16 protein-coding genes and 2 riboswitches are annotated in these 14,587 nt (G+C 64.4%); of the genes, 8 read left to right on the top strand and 8 right to left on the bottom strand.

Going from position 1 to position 14,587, the window contains the following annotated elements; all coding sequences use genetic code 11:
- Positions 1–22: 22 nt before the first annotated feature.
- Positions 23–730 carry a class I SAM-dependent methyltransferase gene (locus F8G81_RS13945; RefSeq protein WP_267275316.1) on the top strand — a complete coding sequence of 236 codons (708 nt, stop codon included), beginning with the start codon at positions 23–25 and terminating at the stop codon, positions 728–730.
- A gap of 38 nt (positions 731–768) precedes the next feature.
- Here the strand turns inward: F8G81_RS13945 and F8G81_RS13950 are convergent, their stop codons facing one another.
- Positions 769–1,347, bottom strand: a complete 579-nt coding sequence (locus F8G81_RS13950) for an NUDIX domain-containing protein (RefSeq protein ID WP_267275317.1) — start codon at positions 1,345–1,347, stop codon at positions 769–771.
- Positions 1,348–1,410: 63 nt separating this feature from the next.
- On the bottom strand, positions 1,411–1,614 hold the full coding sequence (locus F8G81_RS13955) for a DUF1918 domain-containing protein (RefSeq protein WP_267275318.1): 204 nt from the start codon (positions 1,612–1,614) through the stop codon (positions 1,411–1,413).
- Positions 1,615–1,686: 72 nt separating this feature from the next.
- Here F8G81_RS13955 and F8G81_RS13960 point away from each other — a divergent pair, with 72 nt between their 5' ends.
- Entirely contained in the window at positions 1,687–2,193 is a 507-nt protein-coding gene (locus F8G81_RS13960; protein ID WP_267275319.1) for a metallophosphoesterase family protein, read from the top strand.
- Positions 2,194–2,324: 131 nt separating this feature from the next.
- Positions 2,325–3,218 (top strand): glucose 1-dehydrogenase, encoded by an 894-nt coding sequence (locus F8G81_RS13965; RefSeq protein WP_267275320.1) that lies wholly within the window; start codon positions 2,325–2,327, stop codon positions 3,216–3,218.
- A 9-nt stretch (positions 3,219–3,227) separates the two neighbouring features.
- On the opposite strand, the gene F8G81_RS13970 is transcribed toward F8G81_RS13965, so the two are convergent.
- Genes F8G81_RS13970 through F8G81_RS13980 form a run of 3 tightly spaced genes read right to left on the bottom strand, consistent with a single transcriptional unit; the run spans position 3,228 to position 4,685 of the window.
- On the bottom strand, positions 3,228–3,668 hold the full coding sequence (locus F8G81_RS13970; protein ID WP_267275321.1) for a DUF1810 domain-containing protein: 441 nt from the start codon (positions 3,666–3,668) through the stop codon (positions 3,228–3,230).
- A complete protein-coding gene (locus F8G81_RS13975; protein WP_267275322.1) occupies positions 3,661–4,326 on the bottom strand; it encodes a DNA alkylation repair protein in 666 nt (221 codons plus the stop codon). Before F8G81_RS13975 ends, F8G81_RS13970 begins: the two co-directional genes overlap by 8 nt.
- On the bottom strand, positions 4,323–4,685 hold the full coding sequence (locus F8G81_RS13980) for a TraR/DksA family transcriptional regulator (protein ID WP_267275323.1): 363 nt from the start codon (positions 4,683–4,685) through the stop codon (positions 4,323–4,325). Before F8G81_RS13980 ends, F8G81_RS13975 begins: the two co-directional genes overlap by 4 nt.
- Positions 4,686–4,847: 162 nt before the next feature.
- Between F8G81_RS13980 and F8G81_RS13985 the strand changes: the two genes are divergently transcribed.
- Positions 4,848–5,234 (top strand): cupin domain-containing protein, encoded by a 387-nt coding sequence (locus tag F8G81_RS13985; RefSeq protein ID WP_267275324.1) that lies wholly within the window; start codon positions 4,848–4,850, stop codon positions 5,232–5,234.
- Between the two features lie 54 nt (positions 5,235–5,288).
- On the opposite strand, the gene F8G81_RS13990 is transcribed toward F8G81_RS13985, so the two are convergent.
- The gene (locus tag F8G81_RS13990; RefSeq protein ID WP_267275325.1) at positions 5,289–6,605 is read right to left on the bottom strand and encodes a lytic transglycosylase domain-containing protein; all 1,317 of its coding nucleotides are present in this window, start codon (positions 6,603–6,605) and stop codon (positions 5,289–5,291) included.
- 258 nt (positions 6,606–6,863) lie between these two features.
- A riboswitch (cyclic di-AMP (ydaO/yuaA leader) is annotated at positions 6,864–7,068 on the top strand.
- Positions 7,069–7,071: 3 nt separating this feature from the next.
- Between F8G81_RS13990 and F8G81_RS13995 the strand changes: the two genes are divergently transcribed.
- Entirely contained in the window at positions 7,072–7,893 is an 822-nt protein-coding gene (locus F8G81_RS13995; RefSeq protein ID WP_267275326.1) for a C40 family peptidase, read from the top strand.
- A 461-nt stretch (positions 7,894–8,354) separates the two neighbouring features.
- Here the strand turns inward: F8G81_RS13995 and F8G81_RS14000 are convergent, their stop codons facing one another.
- On the bottom strand, positions 8,355–9,338 hold the full coding sequence (locus F8G81_RS14000) for a dienelactone hydrolase family protein (RefSeq protein ID WP_267275327.1): 984 nt from the start codon (positions 9,336–9,338) through the stop codon (positions 8,355–8,357).
- 138 nt (positions 9,339–9,476) lie between these two features.
- Between F8G81_RS14000 and F8G81_RS14005 the strand changes: the two genes are divergently transcribed.
- The gene (locus tag F8G81_RS14005; RefSeq protein ID WP_267275328.1) at positions 9,477–9,950 is read left to right on the top strand and encodes a YybH family protein; all 474 of its coding nucleotides are present in this window, start codon (positions 9,477–9,479) and stop codon (positions 9,948–9,950) included.
- Between the two features lie 57 nt (positions 9,951–10,007).
- Here the strand turns inward: F8G81_RS14005 and F8G81_RS14010 are convergent, their stop codons facing one another.
- Positions 10,008–11,471 carry a protein adenylyltransferase SelO gene (locus F8G81_RS14010; protein WP_267275329.1) on the bottom strand — a complete coding sequence of 488 codons (1,464 nt, stop codon included), beginning with the start codon at positions 11,469–11,471 and terminating at the stop codon, positions 10,008–10,010.
- Positions 11,472–11,670: 199 nt separating this feature from the next.
- Here F8G81_RS14010 and F8G81_RS14015 point away from each other — a divergent pair, with 199 nt between their 5' ends.
- Together F8G81_RS14015 and F8G81_RS14020 are read left to right on the top strand one after the other, a co-directional pair.
- Complete coding sequence (locus F8G81_RS14015; protein ID WP_267275330.1) at positions 11,671–12,786, top strand: acyltransferase family protein; 1,116 nt, start codon at positions 11,671–11,673, stop codon at positions 12,784–12,786.
- Between the two features lie 100 nt (positions 12,787–12,886).
- A riboswitch (cyclic di-AMP (ydaO/yuaA leader) is annotated at positions 12,887–13,070 on the top strand.
- A 2-nt stretch (positions 13,071–13,072) separates the two neighbouring features.
- A complete protein-coding gene (locus F8G81_RS14020; protein ID WP_267275331.1) occupies positions 13,073–14,434 on the top strand; it encodes a hypothetical protein in 1,362 nt (453 codons plus the stop codon).
- Positions 14,435–14,587: the final 153 nt, after the last annotated feature.

Here is a 14,587-nt window from a genome sequence, read left to right on the forward strand (position 1 = left end):
GCCTGACTACCACCCTCTCCTCGTGGAGCTGTACGACACGGATAACCCTGACGGCCCCGATCACGATTTCTTTCGGGCTGTGACAAATGAGGCCGGCGCAGAGACCGTCGTCGATCTTGGCTGTGGCACCGGAATTCTGACCGTGACCTTCTGCCGAGAGGACCGTAAGGTCATCGGGATCGATCCGTCTCCGGCAATGCTCGGCTACGCACGCAGGCGGCCGGGAGCCGGCCAGGTTGCCTGGATCTTGGGCGATTCCTCAGCGATTGGGGATTCAGCGGCAGACGTGGTGGTCATGAGCGGCAATGTTGCCCAACACATCACGGGCGCGGCTTGGCGGCGTGCCTTGCGCGACATCCATCGGGGACTTCGGCCCGGCGGCGTACTGGCTTTCGAGCGGCGAAACGTTCTGGCCCGTTCCTGGGAGAACTGGACCAAGGAGAAGACCCTTACTACCCGCGATTCCATCATCGGCCAACTGATGGAATGGAAGGAGGTTTCTTCAATGGATGGGGCAGGCATCGTGACTCTGACCTGCCACAACGTCCTGATGGACACCGGGGAGGATATCGTGGAGACGCTGTCATTGTCATTCCTGAGCCAGGCCCAGGTAGTCAGCGATTTGGATGCTGCCGGCTTTGACGTGACCGGCGTCTGGAGGAACTGGACCCGGGAACCGGTGGAGGAAAAGAGCCCCCTGATGGTGTTCGAAGCCACGCGGCGTCATTAGTCCGGAACTGGATCCGGCGCCACCCAGTTTTCACTCCGTTACGGCCGGCCCGCCGTGAGGTCCAGCATTTTGGGGCGCAGGGCGGGCCAGGACGCTGCGAATCCGGGGTGCAGTTCCTTTGTGGCCACCTCAGCCAGCGGAACCCACTGCAGCTCGATGCTCTCCGGATCGCTGATCACGGGATCAAAAGCGTCCGTCACGAGCAGAACCACCGTCGTGTAGGACCAGTAGCCGAGGTCAAGGACCGACGTAAAGAGGACACTGACGCTCGCTGAAGGCACCGCGGCTTCCTCGTACGCTTCCCGCAGGGCACCTGCCACGGCGTCTTCGCCCTCGTGCAGGGCTCCGCCCGGCAGCCCCCACGTTCCACCGTTGTGGCTCCAGGCCGCCCGGTGCTGGAGAAGCACCCCCTTGCCGGGATCATAGGCCAGGACTCCGGCTGCGCCGAACCTGCCCCAAAAACGTCCGTGCTCCCCCTCAACCCAGGCGTCACCAGGGTCCCGGGGGCCTGTCCGCACGGGCGGCCGCTCCAGCGCTGCCTCCTGTAAGTCCGGGCCCTGGAGCGCGGTGTTCGGTGGGGTCGCACCTGGCGACGTGCCAGCCAATGAGTGATCCATCGTTCCAGTCTGTCAGGTCCGCCCTGACACCTGCAGCATCACCTGCCCGGCCCGTGTCCGGGACTACCCCGTGTGGCCGTCTTCGTGAACGCGTTCGACGGCGAAATCACCGCCGGGATACATCACGGTTTCGTGTCCGTCATCAAAACGGATGAGATACGGCGGATGGCCTTCCTCCCCGCGGACCTCAACGATCACCCCGTGCCGGTCAGATGCTCCAACAGTCCTCCCCCGAACGATGATGCGGTCGCCCTGCATTGCCTCCATGGCAATCACCTCCCAGCCCTAGGTTACGACTCAGGCGGACCCGCGAACAGGTCCCCGTGCGAAGATTCAGCTATGCCACTGAACCTTCTGCTGGTCTCCGATACGCACGTCCCGAACCGCGCCCGGGCACTCCCCCGGCAGGTGTGGGCCGCCGTCGAAAATGCCGATGTGGTGTTCCATGCCGGTGACTGGGTCACAGCTGCGCTCCTGGACGAATTCGAGCAGCGAAGCCGCCGGCTGGTGGGCGTCTATGGCAACAACGACGGACCTGAACTGCGCAGCAGGCTTCCCGAAAGCACAGCCGTGGCCCTTGAGGGGGTTAAGTTCGCGGTCATCCATGAAACGGGCCCGGCGAAAGGCCGGGAAGGACGCTGCGATGAGCAGTTCCCCACGGCAGACGTCCTGGTCTTCGGACACTCGCACATCCCCTGGGACACCACCTCGCCGGGCGGGCTGCGGCTGCTGAATCCGGGTTCGCCCACCGACCGCCGCCGGCAGCCCGTGTGCACCTACATGACCGCAGTGGCCGACGCCGGCAATCTGCGGGACGTCCGCCTGATGGAGGTTAGCAGGGACTGAAGCGGCTTGGCAGGCACCCTCCTGATTGCCTAGGCTGGAATCCTAAGCATGCTTAGCTTTCGTACTGCTTGATGATGCATGCCAGACGAACCACCTGTCGTGTTCCATACATACCCCTCAGGAGGACCACCATGACGGACCAGTACACCTTCCGAAATCCAGTAACGGCGTATGAAAAGATCTCCCCGCCGGAACAGCACCAGCCAGAGCCCGGCCTGGACGCCGAACTGCAGCCAAAGGCGGATCTGGGCGAGGAAACCTACCGCGGTACCGGACGCCTCGATGGCCGCAAGGCGATCGTCACGGGCGCTGACTCGGGGATCGGGGCTGCGGCGGCCATCGCGTTCGCCCGGGAAGGGGCCGACGTCGTTCTGTCCTATTTGCCCCAGGAGGAGACTGACGCATCACGCATCGCCGCCCTGGTTGAAGCGGCAGGCCGCAAAGCGATTAAAGTCCCGGGTGACCTCAAGGATCCCGCCGCTTGCCGTGATTTGGTGGACACCGCCGTCGCCGTCCTGGGCAGCATAGACATCCTGGTCAACAATGCGGGAAAGCAGGTGGCCCAGGAGGACCTCACCCAGATCACCGACGAGCAGTTTGACCACACGCTGAAGACCAACGTTTATGCCATGTTCTGGCTCAGCAAGGCAGCCATCCCGCACATGCCGGCCGGTTCAACCATCATCAACACCACGTCAATCCAGGCGTACAACCCGTCGCCCACACTGGTGGACTACGCCACCACCAAGGCCAGCATCAACAACTTCACCAAGGGCCTTGCCCAGCAACTGGCTCCCAAGGGCATCCGCGTGAATGCCGTGGCCCCGGGGCCTATCTGGACGCCGCTGCAGGTCAGCAGCGGCCAGCCGAAGGAAGCCCTGCCGGAGTTCGGGCAGTCCACTCCCCTGGGCCGCGCCGGTCAACCGGCCGAGCTGGCGCCGGCATATGTATTCTTGGCATCTCCCGAATCCAGCTTTGTGATCGGAGAAACGTTGAACGTCAACGGCGGCAATCCGACGCCGTAAGGCACACGTTTACTCTTCGTCCGAGCGGAGCAGCGAATCGGTGGCTTCGTCAGGCAGGCCGTCGAAGAATTGCGCCAGCACCGCCTTGAACACCGTCTCCCCCGGGGCTGCGCGCAGGAACAGCGTCATGGAGGAATGGAGTTTCCGCGCGTCGATGGCGCCGAGGATTTCCTCGGCCGTCCTGTCTGCAAAGTCTGTGAGGGCCTGGGCGCACTCCAGCAGCCGTGGGCCCAGCACGCTGTGCTCAAGATAGGCCCGGGCTTCTTCCAGCGAGCCGATGGCGTACCGCTGCGACATCTCGCTATTGCCAAGGCCTGCGAGCTGCGGAAAGATGAACCACATCCAGTGCCCGGTCTTCTTGCCGAGTTGCAGCTCGGACAGGGCCTGCTCGTAGGTTCCGCCGCTGTCCTGCGCGGCGACGAACCGTTCCAGATTGAACGCGTCAGCCATGGTGCCCTCCCGGGGGTGAGTTGAGCCGGAGGTCGGGCCTCCTTTTTGCCATCTCGGACACTACGAAGGATATAGCGTCCTGGATCACTTCACCGTCCGCCCGCCCGGCGCCCTGCTCCAGCATCCGCCCAGCAAGGCGGACGAAGGCATCCCAGTCACCACTTCCGGACCTGAGCGCCTGCAGCGGCACAAGAAGGGCGGCGCGGCGGAGCCAGGCGTCCGGGTCATGGACCCAGCGGTCCACGACAGCCTGGCCGCGGACCGGTTCACCCGGCGCCAGGTTGGCAAGCAGCGGCCCCACAACGTCCACGGCCAGTGGGTCCACCAAAGCCTCCAGCCGAGCGGACCGGATGAAGCCTTCGATCCTGGTCAGGTCGGAATTCCTCAACAGCCGGACCTTGGTTTGCAGCAGGACCACGGCCGCCAGACGGCGTTCGAACACCGGGACCGCCCAAAGTTCCGAGCTCAGGGCAGTGACGTCATCGTGCTGAAGATCCGGATAGCGCCTAAGGGCGTCGCGCACAGTCCCCCGGACAGCGCCGACGGATGAGCCGTAGAACTGCACAGCGCTGCCCCATCGCGCCTTGGCCTCCTCCGCCCGCCGCCAGGAACCCTCACGCTGCAGGGCCGCGTCGATGAAGTCGGCTGGATCGCTCATTCCGCCGTCCGCTTGCCGCTCGCGTGGGCGATACACACAGCAGTCCAGGGACGTGCCTCGAGCCGGCCCTCTGCAATCGGTTTTCCGCATACGGCACAAGTTCCGTAACTGCCGTGGGCAATCCTTTCCAGGGCCGCTTCGATCTCGGCGAGCCCGGCGCTGCTCTGTTTCAGCAGGGCCGAAGCCTGGGAAAGTTCAAAGGCGATAGTGGCGCCTTCCGGGTCATGTTCGTCATCCACATTGGAGTCCTGCCGGGCTGCGTTGGCTGAACTGATGTCCGCCCGGAGGGCCGGAAGCAGCGCCAGTTTGCGCTGCCGCTCTTCCTCCAGCAGGATCCGAAACCGTTCAAAATCAGCCATGGGAAAAAGCCTAGCGCGGTTGTTTCGGATGCGTTTTTCGCGCCCCGGGCTTCTAGTTTCCCGGGCCAGAAAGTGGCACATTAATTAGCTATCGACAACCGGATAAAAGGCGGAGCAAGCTAGCAGCGTAAGCGCCGAAAAACAGTTGAAAGAGGGAATGCAATGCCTGCCAATGTGGTCACGCAACTGGAAGTTAAATCCCACAATTCACCCGATGAAAAAAGGCGTCCGGACAAGACAGAAGTGGACGTTGTAACGGTCGGAGACTATACGCTGGGACGTTTCACGTTCCAGCCGGGGTGGCGTTGGTCTGAGTGCATCAAGCCCGTTGTTCACACGGAATCCTGCCAGAACAGCCATGTGGGTTTTTGCGTTTCCGGGGACCTTGTGGTCGAAACAACAGACGGCAACCGCATCAACATCAGTGCCGGTGACTCGTACACCATTCCACCCGGCCACGATTCCTGGGTTGAAGGCAACCAGGACTTTGTTGCAGTTGAATTTATGAGCGCCGCCGAATTTGCCAAGGCGCCCGTGGACTCCGCCTAGCGGCCGCTTTAACCAACGGGACAATCCAGCCAACGGGCAACTCCAGCCAGCGGCTCAGTACCAGTTGTAAGCCACCGAATGGTTCCAGGCGCCGCACGGTGAACCATACCGGTCTGCAATATAGTTCAGCCCCCACTCCACCTGGGTCCTGTAGTTCGTGAGCCAGTCGCTCCCGGCAGTGGCATACTTTCCGGGCGGCAACGCCTGGGCAATGCCGTAGGCACCCGAATACGGGTTGGTGGCCGTGGTCAGCCAGTTGGATTCCTTCGTCCACAACCGCTCGAGGCACTGGAACTGGTCCTGGCCCCAGCCATAGGCCGGCAGCCTGGAGGAGGCATAGCTTTTGGCCCCGGCCGGATCGTTGACGGCGCCGCCCGGAACGGAAGGCACGACGACGGGCGGCGGGGCCGGCGTCTGGCTTGGCGGCGGCGCCGGGGCCGGGGCCGGCGCGGCGGGCGCGGGGGCCGCTGGACCGGCAGGAGGGAGTCCCGGATTAGCAGGACGCTGGGCGGCAGCGCGGGCTGCGGCTTTTGCCGCGTCCTCGGCCTGGCGGCGCGCCTGCTCCTCCGCCGCGGCACGTTTTGCCGCCTGGGCTGCCTCATAGGCGGCAAGCGCTGCCTGGCCCTGCCGGTATTCGCCTTCCACCGCCGCTGTTGTTCCTTTGAGGGAGGCCAACTGCGCCGTCAGTTCCTGGCTGTGCTGTTGGTGTTCAGCAATTTGCGCGGTCATCGCCTGCTGGGCTGCCTGCGCCGCTGCCAGCTTGGCCTTGGCCTCGTCCGCCAACCGTTCACGCTCGGCTTTGGCTGCCTGCTGCTGCTCGGACAGGGCGCGCGATGCCTTCTCTGCCGCTGCTGTTTTGTTCACGAGGGCGGCCGTCTTATCGCCCACGATCTGAACGATGTTGAGGCCGTGGATGCTGTTGGTCTGCAGCGCGTCCAGGGCCACGAAGAAGCCCATGTTGGTTCCGCCGGTCTTGTAGGACTGTACGGCCAGGGCTCCGATTTCCTTCTTGTACTGGCCGAGTTGGGCGTTTGCCTGATCAGTTTGTGTCGTCAGGACATCCATCCGTGACGTGGCTGCCGAAAGCGCAGCCTCGGCTACAGCGTAATCGGCGGCTGAGGTGACGGCTGCAGCACCCAGGGCTTCTGCCTGGCTTTGCAAACCGCCCAGCAGGTCATCGATCCTAGCTATCTCGGCAGCCTTGCCGGCTTCGCTCTGCTTGGCATTCTGCACGTCCTGCCAAGAGGGATATCCGTCCGGCGGAAGGTGGTCGTCGGCATGGGCAGGCAGCAGTGAAAGTGAGCTCACCAGGGCAAATGCCAGCACGCCGGCAACAGCGCGACGCTTCACCTTCACACCAAACCGGGACATAGTTTGTCAGCCTACCGGGCAATCGAGTGTGCGGAACGTCATAGCTTTCAACATCTTTACGAAGGCGTGACGTGGCCCTGGCTTTGTTGAGCTGCCATCCAGCATTCCGTGCTTCTCCATGGTCACCGTTGCGACAAGCAGTTCGTAACGGTAAAGCCAAGCCAACGCGCCGAAGAGTTACTACTTGTTACCGTAACGTGACAATACCCCGGAGCAGAAGGTAACCTCTTTCGGTGCCCCGGTTTCAGCCGGGACATTCCCATCAGTATGCCGAACCCTGCCGCTGACCGGGATCCAGTCGCTTTCCAACTGGCAGGGACGGGGGAACCACGCTTCCACGGCCTTCTCAGAAGAGGCCTTGGGGTTAAGTCGGTAACGCTCCGTCCCGCACGGGCGCGTTTCCGGCCGGGTGTCTCCGACCCGAACCCGACAGCTCACCTCGCAGGCATGGGAGAGGCGAATCACCGTGTCAAAAAACTCCACCACCGCCCGTCATCGCGCGACCCCCAGCCGATCAATTGCCCTCGAAGGCTTGTCAGCCACTGCCAAGTCAAATGCCATGAACATTGGAAGGTCCGGCATGGTTGTTGCTGCCGCATCGGGCCTCCTGTTCGGTATCGGGGCACCTGCCCAGGCCGGAACCCACGCGCCAGATAACGGCACTGCCAATGTTCAGGTCCAAGCACAGGCCGCAGCACCGGCCCCTGCAGCTGCAGCCCCGGCAGCAGCTGCAGCCACGGTCCACACAGTCGTTTCCGGCAACACCCTTGGTGCAATTTCCGCCCGTTACGGAGTAAGCCTTAACTCGGTCTTCTCGGCTAACGGCATGTCCATGGCAACCATCATCTACCCGGGCAACCAGATCAAGATCCCCGGCGCCGGAACGGCTGCGCCCGCACCGGCACCTGCCCCGGCACCCGCCCCCGCCGTCCGCGTTGCGGCAGCTTCGGCACCGGCACCCGCTCCCCTGGCTGTTTCCGGCTCCAAGGGCGCGGCCATCCTGGCTTCCGCCTACTCCCAGCTGGGCGTGACCCAGGACTGCACCGCCATGGTGGAGAAGGCACTGCGCTCCGTTGGTAAGAGTGTGGGCGACCTGGCCCCGGGTCAGTTCTTCCAGTACGGCAGCGTTGTGGGCACCCCCGCACCCGGTGACCTGGTCATCACTGCCGGCCACGTAGGCGTCTTCGCCGGCAACGGCCAGGTCGTCAGCGGCGGCGTGGACGGTTACAAGACCGAGGTTCACTCCCTCAGCTGGCTCTCCGGCGCTTCGTTCGTCCGAGTCGCGTAATCCTGCAAGGCAAGGCGGCGGGCGGGATATCTTCCCGCCCGCCGTTTTTGTCTGAGCACGTACTGGCGGCGAAGCCTAAAATAGATGCACCGGTTCATCGCTGCATCGTCGCAGCGGAGGCACAGTGGAAGGCAAGCGGTTATCGTGATCAGGAATCCGTTTGGGCATCACCAAAAGAGCGAGGAAAACCCCGGGAAGCAGAAGCACGGGCACCGCTCCTGGCTTCAGCGGGAGGACGCGGGTGTGAGCCACGGGCCGAGCAGCCTGTTTTTCATATCCCACGACTCTCCCTTGCCGCCGGCAGTGACGTGCATCCAGGGGCATGAGGTCCGGGAAGGGGAATCAACCTGCGACCACGGACACCCTGTCGGCTGATGGGCCACTGTCCGGGGCGGGTGTGCGGGCACGAACCGTAGCCCGCCCTGCAACGTCTGTCCCGGCCACATTGGGCTCGGCACGCGTCAGACGTGCTGGCGGAACCAAGCCAGTGTGTCGCCCCAGGCAGCCGAAGCCTGGGCCTGCTCGTAGCGGTTCCCCGTATCGTTGTGGAACGCATGGTCGACGCCGGGATAGACGGTCAGCTGGTGGCGGATGTTATGGGATTCCAGCGCGTCCCTAAGAGCCGGCATGGCACCGGTGATCCGTTGATCACGTTCGGCGTACACACCAAAGACCGCGGCCCTGATCGCGGACACCTTGTCCAGATCGGGAGCAGGTCCATAAAAGGCTGCGGTGGCCTTTAGCCCGGGGAATTCCGTTGCCGCCTGCCAGGTGATCCCGCCGCCAAAGCAGTAACCGTTCATGGCGATCCGCCCAGGATCCACGAAGTCCTGGGACTGCAGGTAGCTAAAAGCCGAAGCGAAGTCTGCGAGGTGCCGTTGCGCCCCGGCCCGCGTCAGCGCACCGGGAACGGCATCCGCGTTCAGGCTGGCGGTCCCTCCCTCGCGGCTCAGCAGATCAGGCGCCAAGGCCGCATAGCCCTCCAGCGCAAAACGGCGTGCCACGTCCTGGATATGCGGCACGAGCCCGCGGTTTTCATGGCAGATGAGCACTGCCGGTCCGGCTGCACCCGACTCCGGCCGGGCAAGATAAGCACTGATTTCGGTACCGCCGGAGGAGAACCGGACAGTCGCCGTCGTTAATCCTGGCACTCCCTCCGGCACGGACAGCGGGCTCTTCGCCCCGGGTACTGCACCGTCCGCGGCAGCAGCTGACCCGGTACCGGTTGCTGCGCTGGTCCCCTCGGGACTCGGCATGGGGTCGTTGCTGCCCGGCACCTCGTCCGGTGTGCAGCCGACCAGCAGCATCGCCGCGGACGCCGTTGCCATGCTTCCAGTAATAAACGCCACCCGCCGCGTGAACGTGCGTTGCGTCATGGCCCCGGCGCGGTAATCGTCGAAGAATTCCTCGATCAGATACTTCTCAAACTTGCCAAGTTCAATCATGACGGGCCTTCCTCGATCGTGCCGAATATCCTCCTCCGAACTCAGCCGCGGGGCAAGGGTACCAAGTTTCCCCAGACCCTTGCGGCCAGGCCGGCGCCTCTCCAAAATGAAGGCGTAAGCCACAACGAAGGGATTGCCATGGACGATGCAGATGCATTCCTGGCGGAGGTTATGCCCGCTCTGACGGCGGCCGACACAGCCCTGCACAACGGCGATGCCGGACCCCGCACGGCCCTTTGGTCCCGCACCGATCCCGTGACTCTTTTCGGTGCTGCCAGGACGGTTACCGGTGCGGACGAGGTGATCCCCTTCTTCGAGGTCCTGGCGGGCCGCTTTTCAAACTGCACCGCATTCGACTACGAAGTTACTGCCGCCGAGGTCAGCGGGGACCTGGCGTATGTCGTGGGCATCGAGCACACCACAGCATCGGTGGCAGGGGCGAATCCACTTCCCTACACCCTGCGGGTAACAACAATCTTCCGGCGCGAGGACGGCAAGTGGAAGATCGTGCTTCGCCACGGGGATGCGTTGCCGGAAGGCGATGTTGAACTCACGCGCACCCAACTGGGCCGCCTCAAGGGTGCAGACACGACGCCGGACACTGCCGGATAGCTGCCCTGTTCAGATTCCACGGAGTTCAGATTCCGCAGGGTGAGGTGCCGCAGGGGGTCAGGTGCCGCAGAAAGTCCGGTACGGGCCGAAGTCTTCCGGCGCGCCGGCAGCATAGCGCTCCAGGCCGGGGCGCTCTTCGTAGGGTGAGGTCACCGCGTCAAGAAGCCGTCTGAACGGATCCAGATCCCCCTCTGTAGCGGCAGCCAGGGCCTCCTCCACGAGGTGGTTCCGGGGGATGTAGGCGGGGTTGACCCGGTCCATCAGGCCGGCGTCGGGGTTCAAGGCGCGCCAGCGCTCCGTCCACGCATCGAACGCCGCCAGGGCCAGAACCATTCGCCGCGCGGGCTCTGCCTGGCCGCGCGCGGCCATCCCAAGGTTACGGAAGAACAAGGTGTAGTCAACCGGACTTTCCTGGAGGAGAGCCAGCAGCTCATCGACCAGAGGCGAGGTGGCGTCGTCGTCGGCGTTGCGGTGCAGTCCCAGCTTCTCCCTCATGCCTGCGGACCAGGCGGTGCTGTACTGCCCGCGGAACGCTTCCAGTGATTCCACCGCCAGCGCCACCGCTTCGTCCTGGTCCTCGTGGATGAGCGGAAGGAGCGTTTCGGCGAGCCGGGACAGGTTCCACTCAGCAACCAGCGGCTGGTTGCGGTAGGCGTACCGGCCACCCTCGTCGATGGAGCTGTAGACGGCGGCCGGATTGAACGCATCCAGGAAGGCGCACGGACCGTAGTCGATGGTCTCGCCGGAAATGGTCATGTTGTCCGTATTCATCACACCGTGGACGAACCCCACCAGCATCCACTGCGCCATCAGCGAGGCCTGGGCTGCGACGACAGCCTGAAGCAGGGCAAGGTAGGGATTCTCAGCCCCGGCGGCAGCTGGGTGATGGCGGCTGATTGCATAATCGGCGAGGCGGCGCAGGAGGCCGATGTCATCCGCGGCCCGGGCGTACTGGAAGCTGCCGACGCGCAGATGGCTGCTGGCCACCCGCGTCAGCACGGCTCCCGGCAGCACGGTTTCGCGCTGGACCGGCCGGCCCGTTGCCACCACGGCGAGGGATCTGGTGGTGGGGATGCCCAGTGCGTGCATCGCTTCACTCACGATGTACTCACGCAGCATGGGCCCGACGACGGCGAGGCCGTCACCGCCGCGTGCGAACGGTGTGCGCCCGGAGCCTTTGAGGTGGAGGTCGCGGAGCCGGCCGTCCGCGTGCGCCACTTCACCGAGCAGAAGGGCCCGCCCGTCACCCAGACGCGGGGCGTACCAGCCGAACTGATGGCCTGCATAGGCCTGCGCCACCGGTGTGGCACCCGCAGGGACACGGTTTCCGATCAGCAGCAGAAGCCCTTCCGGGGTTTCCAGGAAGGCCGGATCGAGGCCCAACTCTGTTGCGAGCTGCCCGTTTAGGACAAGAAGGCGCGGGTCAGGAGCCTCCTCGGCCCGCCAGGGAATGGCCATTTCAGCGAACTCTCGGGCGAAGCGACCGTCAAGGACAACGGTGGATTCAGCTGCGGCAGTCATCTCTTAAGGATAGCGGCGATGCCCTGACCGTCAGGTTTCGTCCAGAAAAGTCCGAGAGACTGGAAGACGGCGCACGCTCGCCACAATCACATTCACGTCAGACAAGGGTTGGTTTTGCCTTGATTGAGCTGAACCTGGAACCGCCCGTGCAGAGGCTCCCGGAGGATATGTGACCTTACTTATCGATAGACCCGCGGCAGTGGCTGCTCCGCGAACCACGGTGCTGCCCCGGCTCGATGGCCTGGACGTTCTTCGCGGTGCCGCGGTTGGTGCCGTACTTTTGGGGCATTCCTGGCCCGGAATATTCCAGGGTGCCGGCATCGTCGGCGTCATTGTCTTCTTCGTCTTGAGCGGTTACCTGATCACCGGCGTGCTGCTTAAGGACGTGGAAAGGCATCGCAGGATCCGGTACGGACGCTTTTACGCCCACCGTGCCTTCCGGCTGCTCCCTGCGCTGGTGGCCTTCCTTGGTGTGTACGCCGTCGTTGAGTTGACTGCAGACGTGCTCGGGGACAGGTCAAAGGGAATCATCGGCTACACCCTGCTGGCAGGTTTCGGTTACCTGAAGGACCTGCCGTTGCCCTTCGATGTCAGCATGGCCATCGGACCGCTCTGGACCCTGGCGGTGGAAGAACAGTTCTACTTGATTTGGCCGGCGCTGCTGCTCTTCGCGATGCGGCGGCACCGCCAGGGAAGATTGCTGGGCTGGTCTGCCGCCGTCGTCCTTTCGCTGATGACGGCGAGCGTGCTGGCGATGCTCATCCTCGCCCCGCAGCTTCACTCCTTGGTTTATGCCCTGCCCACGACGTGGGGCCTCGGGCTGATCGTGGGGTCCGGCGTGCGGATGTACCGTGTCCATATTTTCGGCTGGTTCAAAGGCCACCGTCTCCGGCAGGCAGCGCTGCTGACCTCCGTATTTGTCCTGGCCACCCTGGTTTTCGTCCCCAAGGCCAACGAGTCGCCGGCCTTCTTCTTCCTTGGCGGGCCGCTGGCCATGGCCGCCGCCGCCGTCCTGGTGGTGCTGGCCGCGTCGCGAACTAAGATGATGCCGGCGTGGACCCGCGCCTTGCAGGCCCTGGGCACAATTTCGTACTCGGCGTACCTCTGGAACTACATCGTCATTCTCTGGCTCAACGGAGGCTCGACGGCGGATCTGCCGCCACTCGTGGCTGTGGCGGCGATCCTGCTGACCCTCCTGGTGGCGTTTATCAGCTGGCACACCGTGGAGAGGCTGGGACGGATGGCTCGTGCCCGCTTTGACAGGTACTACGAGGAGCGATGGAACACTTGGCAGGCCGCTGAAATGCGGGGATGAGCAAGGTGACGCACCGACCCGGATTTCCTTGTTACCTAAACGTGACTTTAGGGGGCTGTTCCTGTACGGTTTTGGGGTGGCCCATCTAGATCGGGCCGCGTCCGGGCTGACGCCGAGCTCTGCCACATCCCGGACTCCCGACACATTAAGGCAGAGACGGGGGACCCACAGTCTTCGGGCCGCTGCCCAGCGGCCCTTGGGGTGAAGCCGTCACGTTTAACGTGCCGGCCGGTTGACCTCTTCCGAACCCGACAGCTAACTCCGCAGGCGTTGAGAGGCAACCATCATGTCCCGTTCGCTGGATCAGTCGCGCCCTTTTCGGGCCGGGCGACACCGCGCAGACACTGCGCACGCCATCACCACTCCACTCACCCCAACGAGTTCCGAAGCGGAAAAGCCAGACGCCGGGTCTTCCCCCGCGGGACAGGCCTCCGCGGCACTGCGACGAAGCAGGGACAGGCGCCCGGCCTTCGAGGTGCCGCCTGCACCGCAATCAGCGCCCAGGGCGGAGGCAGCATCTCCCGCAACCGAAGCACTTCCCGTCGTAGCGTCCTCGAGTCCCGCTCCGGAAAACGGACTCACAGCCGCACCCGCAGTCCTGGCTACGCCGGCGCCCAGTGCTGCTCCCACAGCGCTCCGGCGCGGGAGGGCGCGACGCGAGGCCGGGAAGCCCGAGGAGGCTGCACGTGGTGCGGCCGCCAACGACGTTCCTGCCCCGACACTAACCCCGCAGAGAGCCGCCGCCTTCAGCTCCGATCCCCAGGCCATCCTGAGGAAAGCAGCTTCGGTTCGGGTCATGGGTCACCGGATGGCAGTCGTTACCGGCGCCCTGGCCGTGGTGCTTGCCGTCGGTACCGCCAGCCAAGCCACCGAACTGCCCTTTTTCGGTAAGGAGGCGTCCGCCCAGGACGCCCCGGCTGGAAAGGACGCAACACGGGCCACGATGGGATCCCGGCCCACATATGTGAACGGCCGCACCGCCCCCACGCCAGGCACCTCCACTCCCCCGGGCACAGCGGGCAGCGGGCCGGCAGAGGCCGTTCCCGGCACCACTGACGTACCCGCGGCCGGCGGTTCACTTGCCTCCTCGCTGCCAACCGTCGCCGACCTTCCCATGCCGGTTGACGCGCCCACCCTGGCCGGAATCGTAGCTGCTTCCCCCGCCGCAGTTCCGCCGTCGACAGGCCCGTCCGTAAACCTTCAGCCTCCTGCCATGGCACCGGCATCGCCTGCCGCGCCGCCGGCAGCGCAGGCCCCGGCGGGCACACCTGCCCCGACGACCGCACCACCTGCGTCACCGGCACCAGCCCCCGCTGTGCCGGCACCCACCACCACACCAGTTCCGGCCACCACCGCTGCACCCGCGCCAATGACCGCATCAGTGGCTCCCTCGCCGACGGCAACAGCTGTGCCGTCCGCAGCCGATGGCGGCACGGCAGAAGAAGCAGTGGACACGCGTTCATATGCCAGCGGCCGCCTTGCGTCGTATGGATGGGGTCCGGAACAGATGAATGCCCTCAACGCCCTCTGGGACACGTCAACCAAGTGGCGGCCCAGCCAGGTGGAGCGAGGCTTGAGCTACATCAAGCAGCGCCATGGTTCCCCGGCCAAAGCCCTGGAGTTCCGCGCCGCCAACAACTGGTACTGAGCAACAGGGGCACCCGGGCAGGCCTCCAAACCAACAGACTGTCCCAATCCACCAGGAATGGCGCACACCTAACTCTCAACAACCTCTCAATCAGAAACAGCCCCCGCGCGCATCATTCGCGAGCGGGGGCTGTTCTCGTTAATTCACGGCTCC

The sequence above is a fragment of the Arthrobacter sp. CDRTa11 genome, from assembly GCF_026427775.1.
Lineage (GTDB): Bacteria > Actinomycetota > Actinomycetes > Actinomycetales > Micrococcaceae > Arthrobacter.

What these genes read in the sequence shown, in the direction of transcription:
- F8G81_RS13955 (WP_267275318.1), bottom strand. Translation starts at nt 1,614, where the DNA reads ATGGAGGCAATGCAGGGCGACCGCATCATCGTTCGGGGGAGGACTGTT.
- F8G81_RS14005 (WP_267275328.1), top strand. Translation starts at nt 9,477, where the DNA reads ATGGACGATGCAGATGCATTCCTGGCGGAGGTTATGCCCGCTCTGACG.
- F8G81_RS13980 (WP_267275323.1), bottom strand. Translation starts at nt 4,685, where the DNA reads ATGGCTGATTTTGAACGGTTTCGGATCCTGCTGGAGGAAGAGCGGCAG.
- F8G81_RS13970 (WP_267275321.1), bottom strand. Translation starts at nt 3,668, where the DNA reads ATGGCTGACGCGTTCAATCTGGAACGGTTCGTCGCCGCGCAGGACAGC.
- F8G81_RS13990 (WP_267275325.1), bottom strand. Translation starts at nt 6,605, where the DNA reads ATGTCCCGGTTTGGTGTGAAGGTGAAGCGTCGCGCTGTTGCCGGCGTG.
- F8G81_RS13960 (WP_267275319.1), top strand. Translation starts at nt 1,687, where the DNA reads ATGCCACTGAACCTTCTGCTGGTCTCCGATACGCACGTCCCGAACCGC.
- F8G81_RS14010 (WP_267275329.1), bottom strand. Translation starts at nt 11,471, where the DNA reads ATGACTGCCGCAGCTGAATCCACCGTTGTCCTTGACGGTCGCTTCGCC.
- F8G81_RS14020 (WP_267275331.1), top strand. Translation starts at nt 13,073, where the DNA reads ATGTCCCGTTCGCTGGATCAGTCGCGCCCTTTTCGGGCCGGGCGACAC.
- F8G81_RS13985 (WP_267275324.1), top strand. Translation starts at nt 4,848, where the DNA reads ATGCCTGCCAATGTGGTCACGCAACTGGAAGTTAAATCCCACAATTCA.
- F8G81_RS13950 (WP_267275317.1), bottom strand. Translation starts at nt 1,347, where the DNA reads ATGGATCACTCATTGGCTGGCACGTCGCCAGGTGCGACCCCACCGAAC.
- F8G81_RS14000 (WP_267275327.1), bottom strand. Translation starts at nt 9,338, where the DNA reads ATGATTGAACTTGGCAAGTTTGAGAAGTATCTGATCGAGGAATTCTTC.
- F8G81_RS13975 (WP_267275322.1), bottom strand. Translation starts at nt 4,326, where the DNA reads ATGAGCGATCCAGCCGACTTCATCGACGCGGCCCTGCAGCGTGAGGGT.
- F8G81_RS13965 (WP_267275320.1), top strand. Translation starts at nt 2,325, where the DNA reads ATGACGGACCAGTACACCTTCCGAAATCCAGTAACGGCGTATGAAAAG.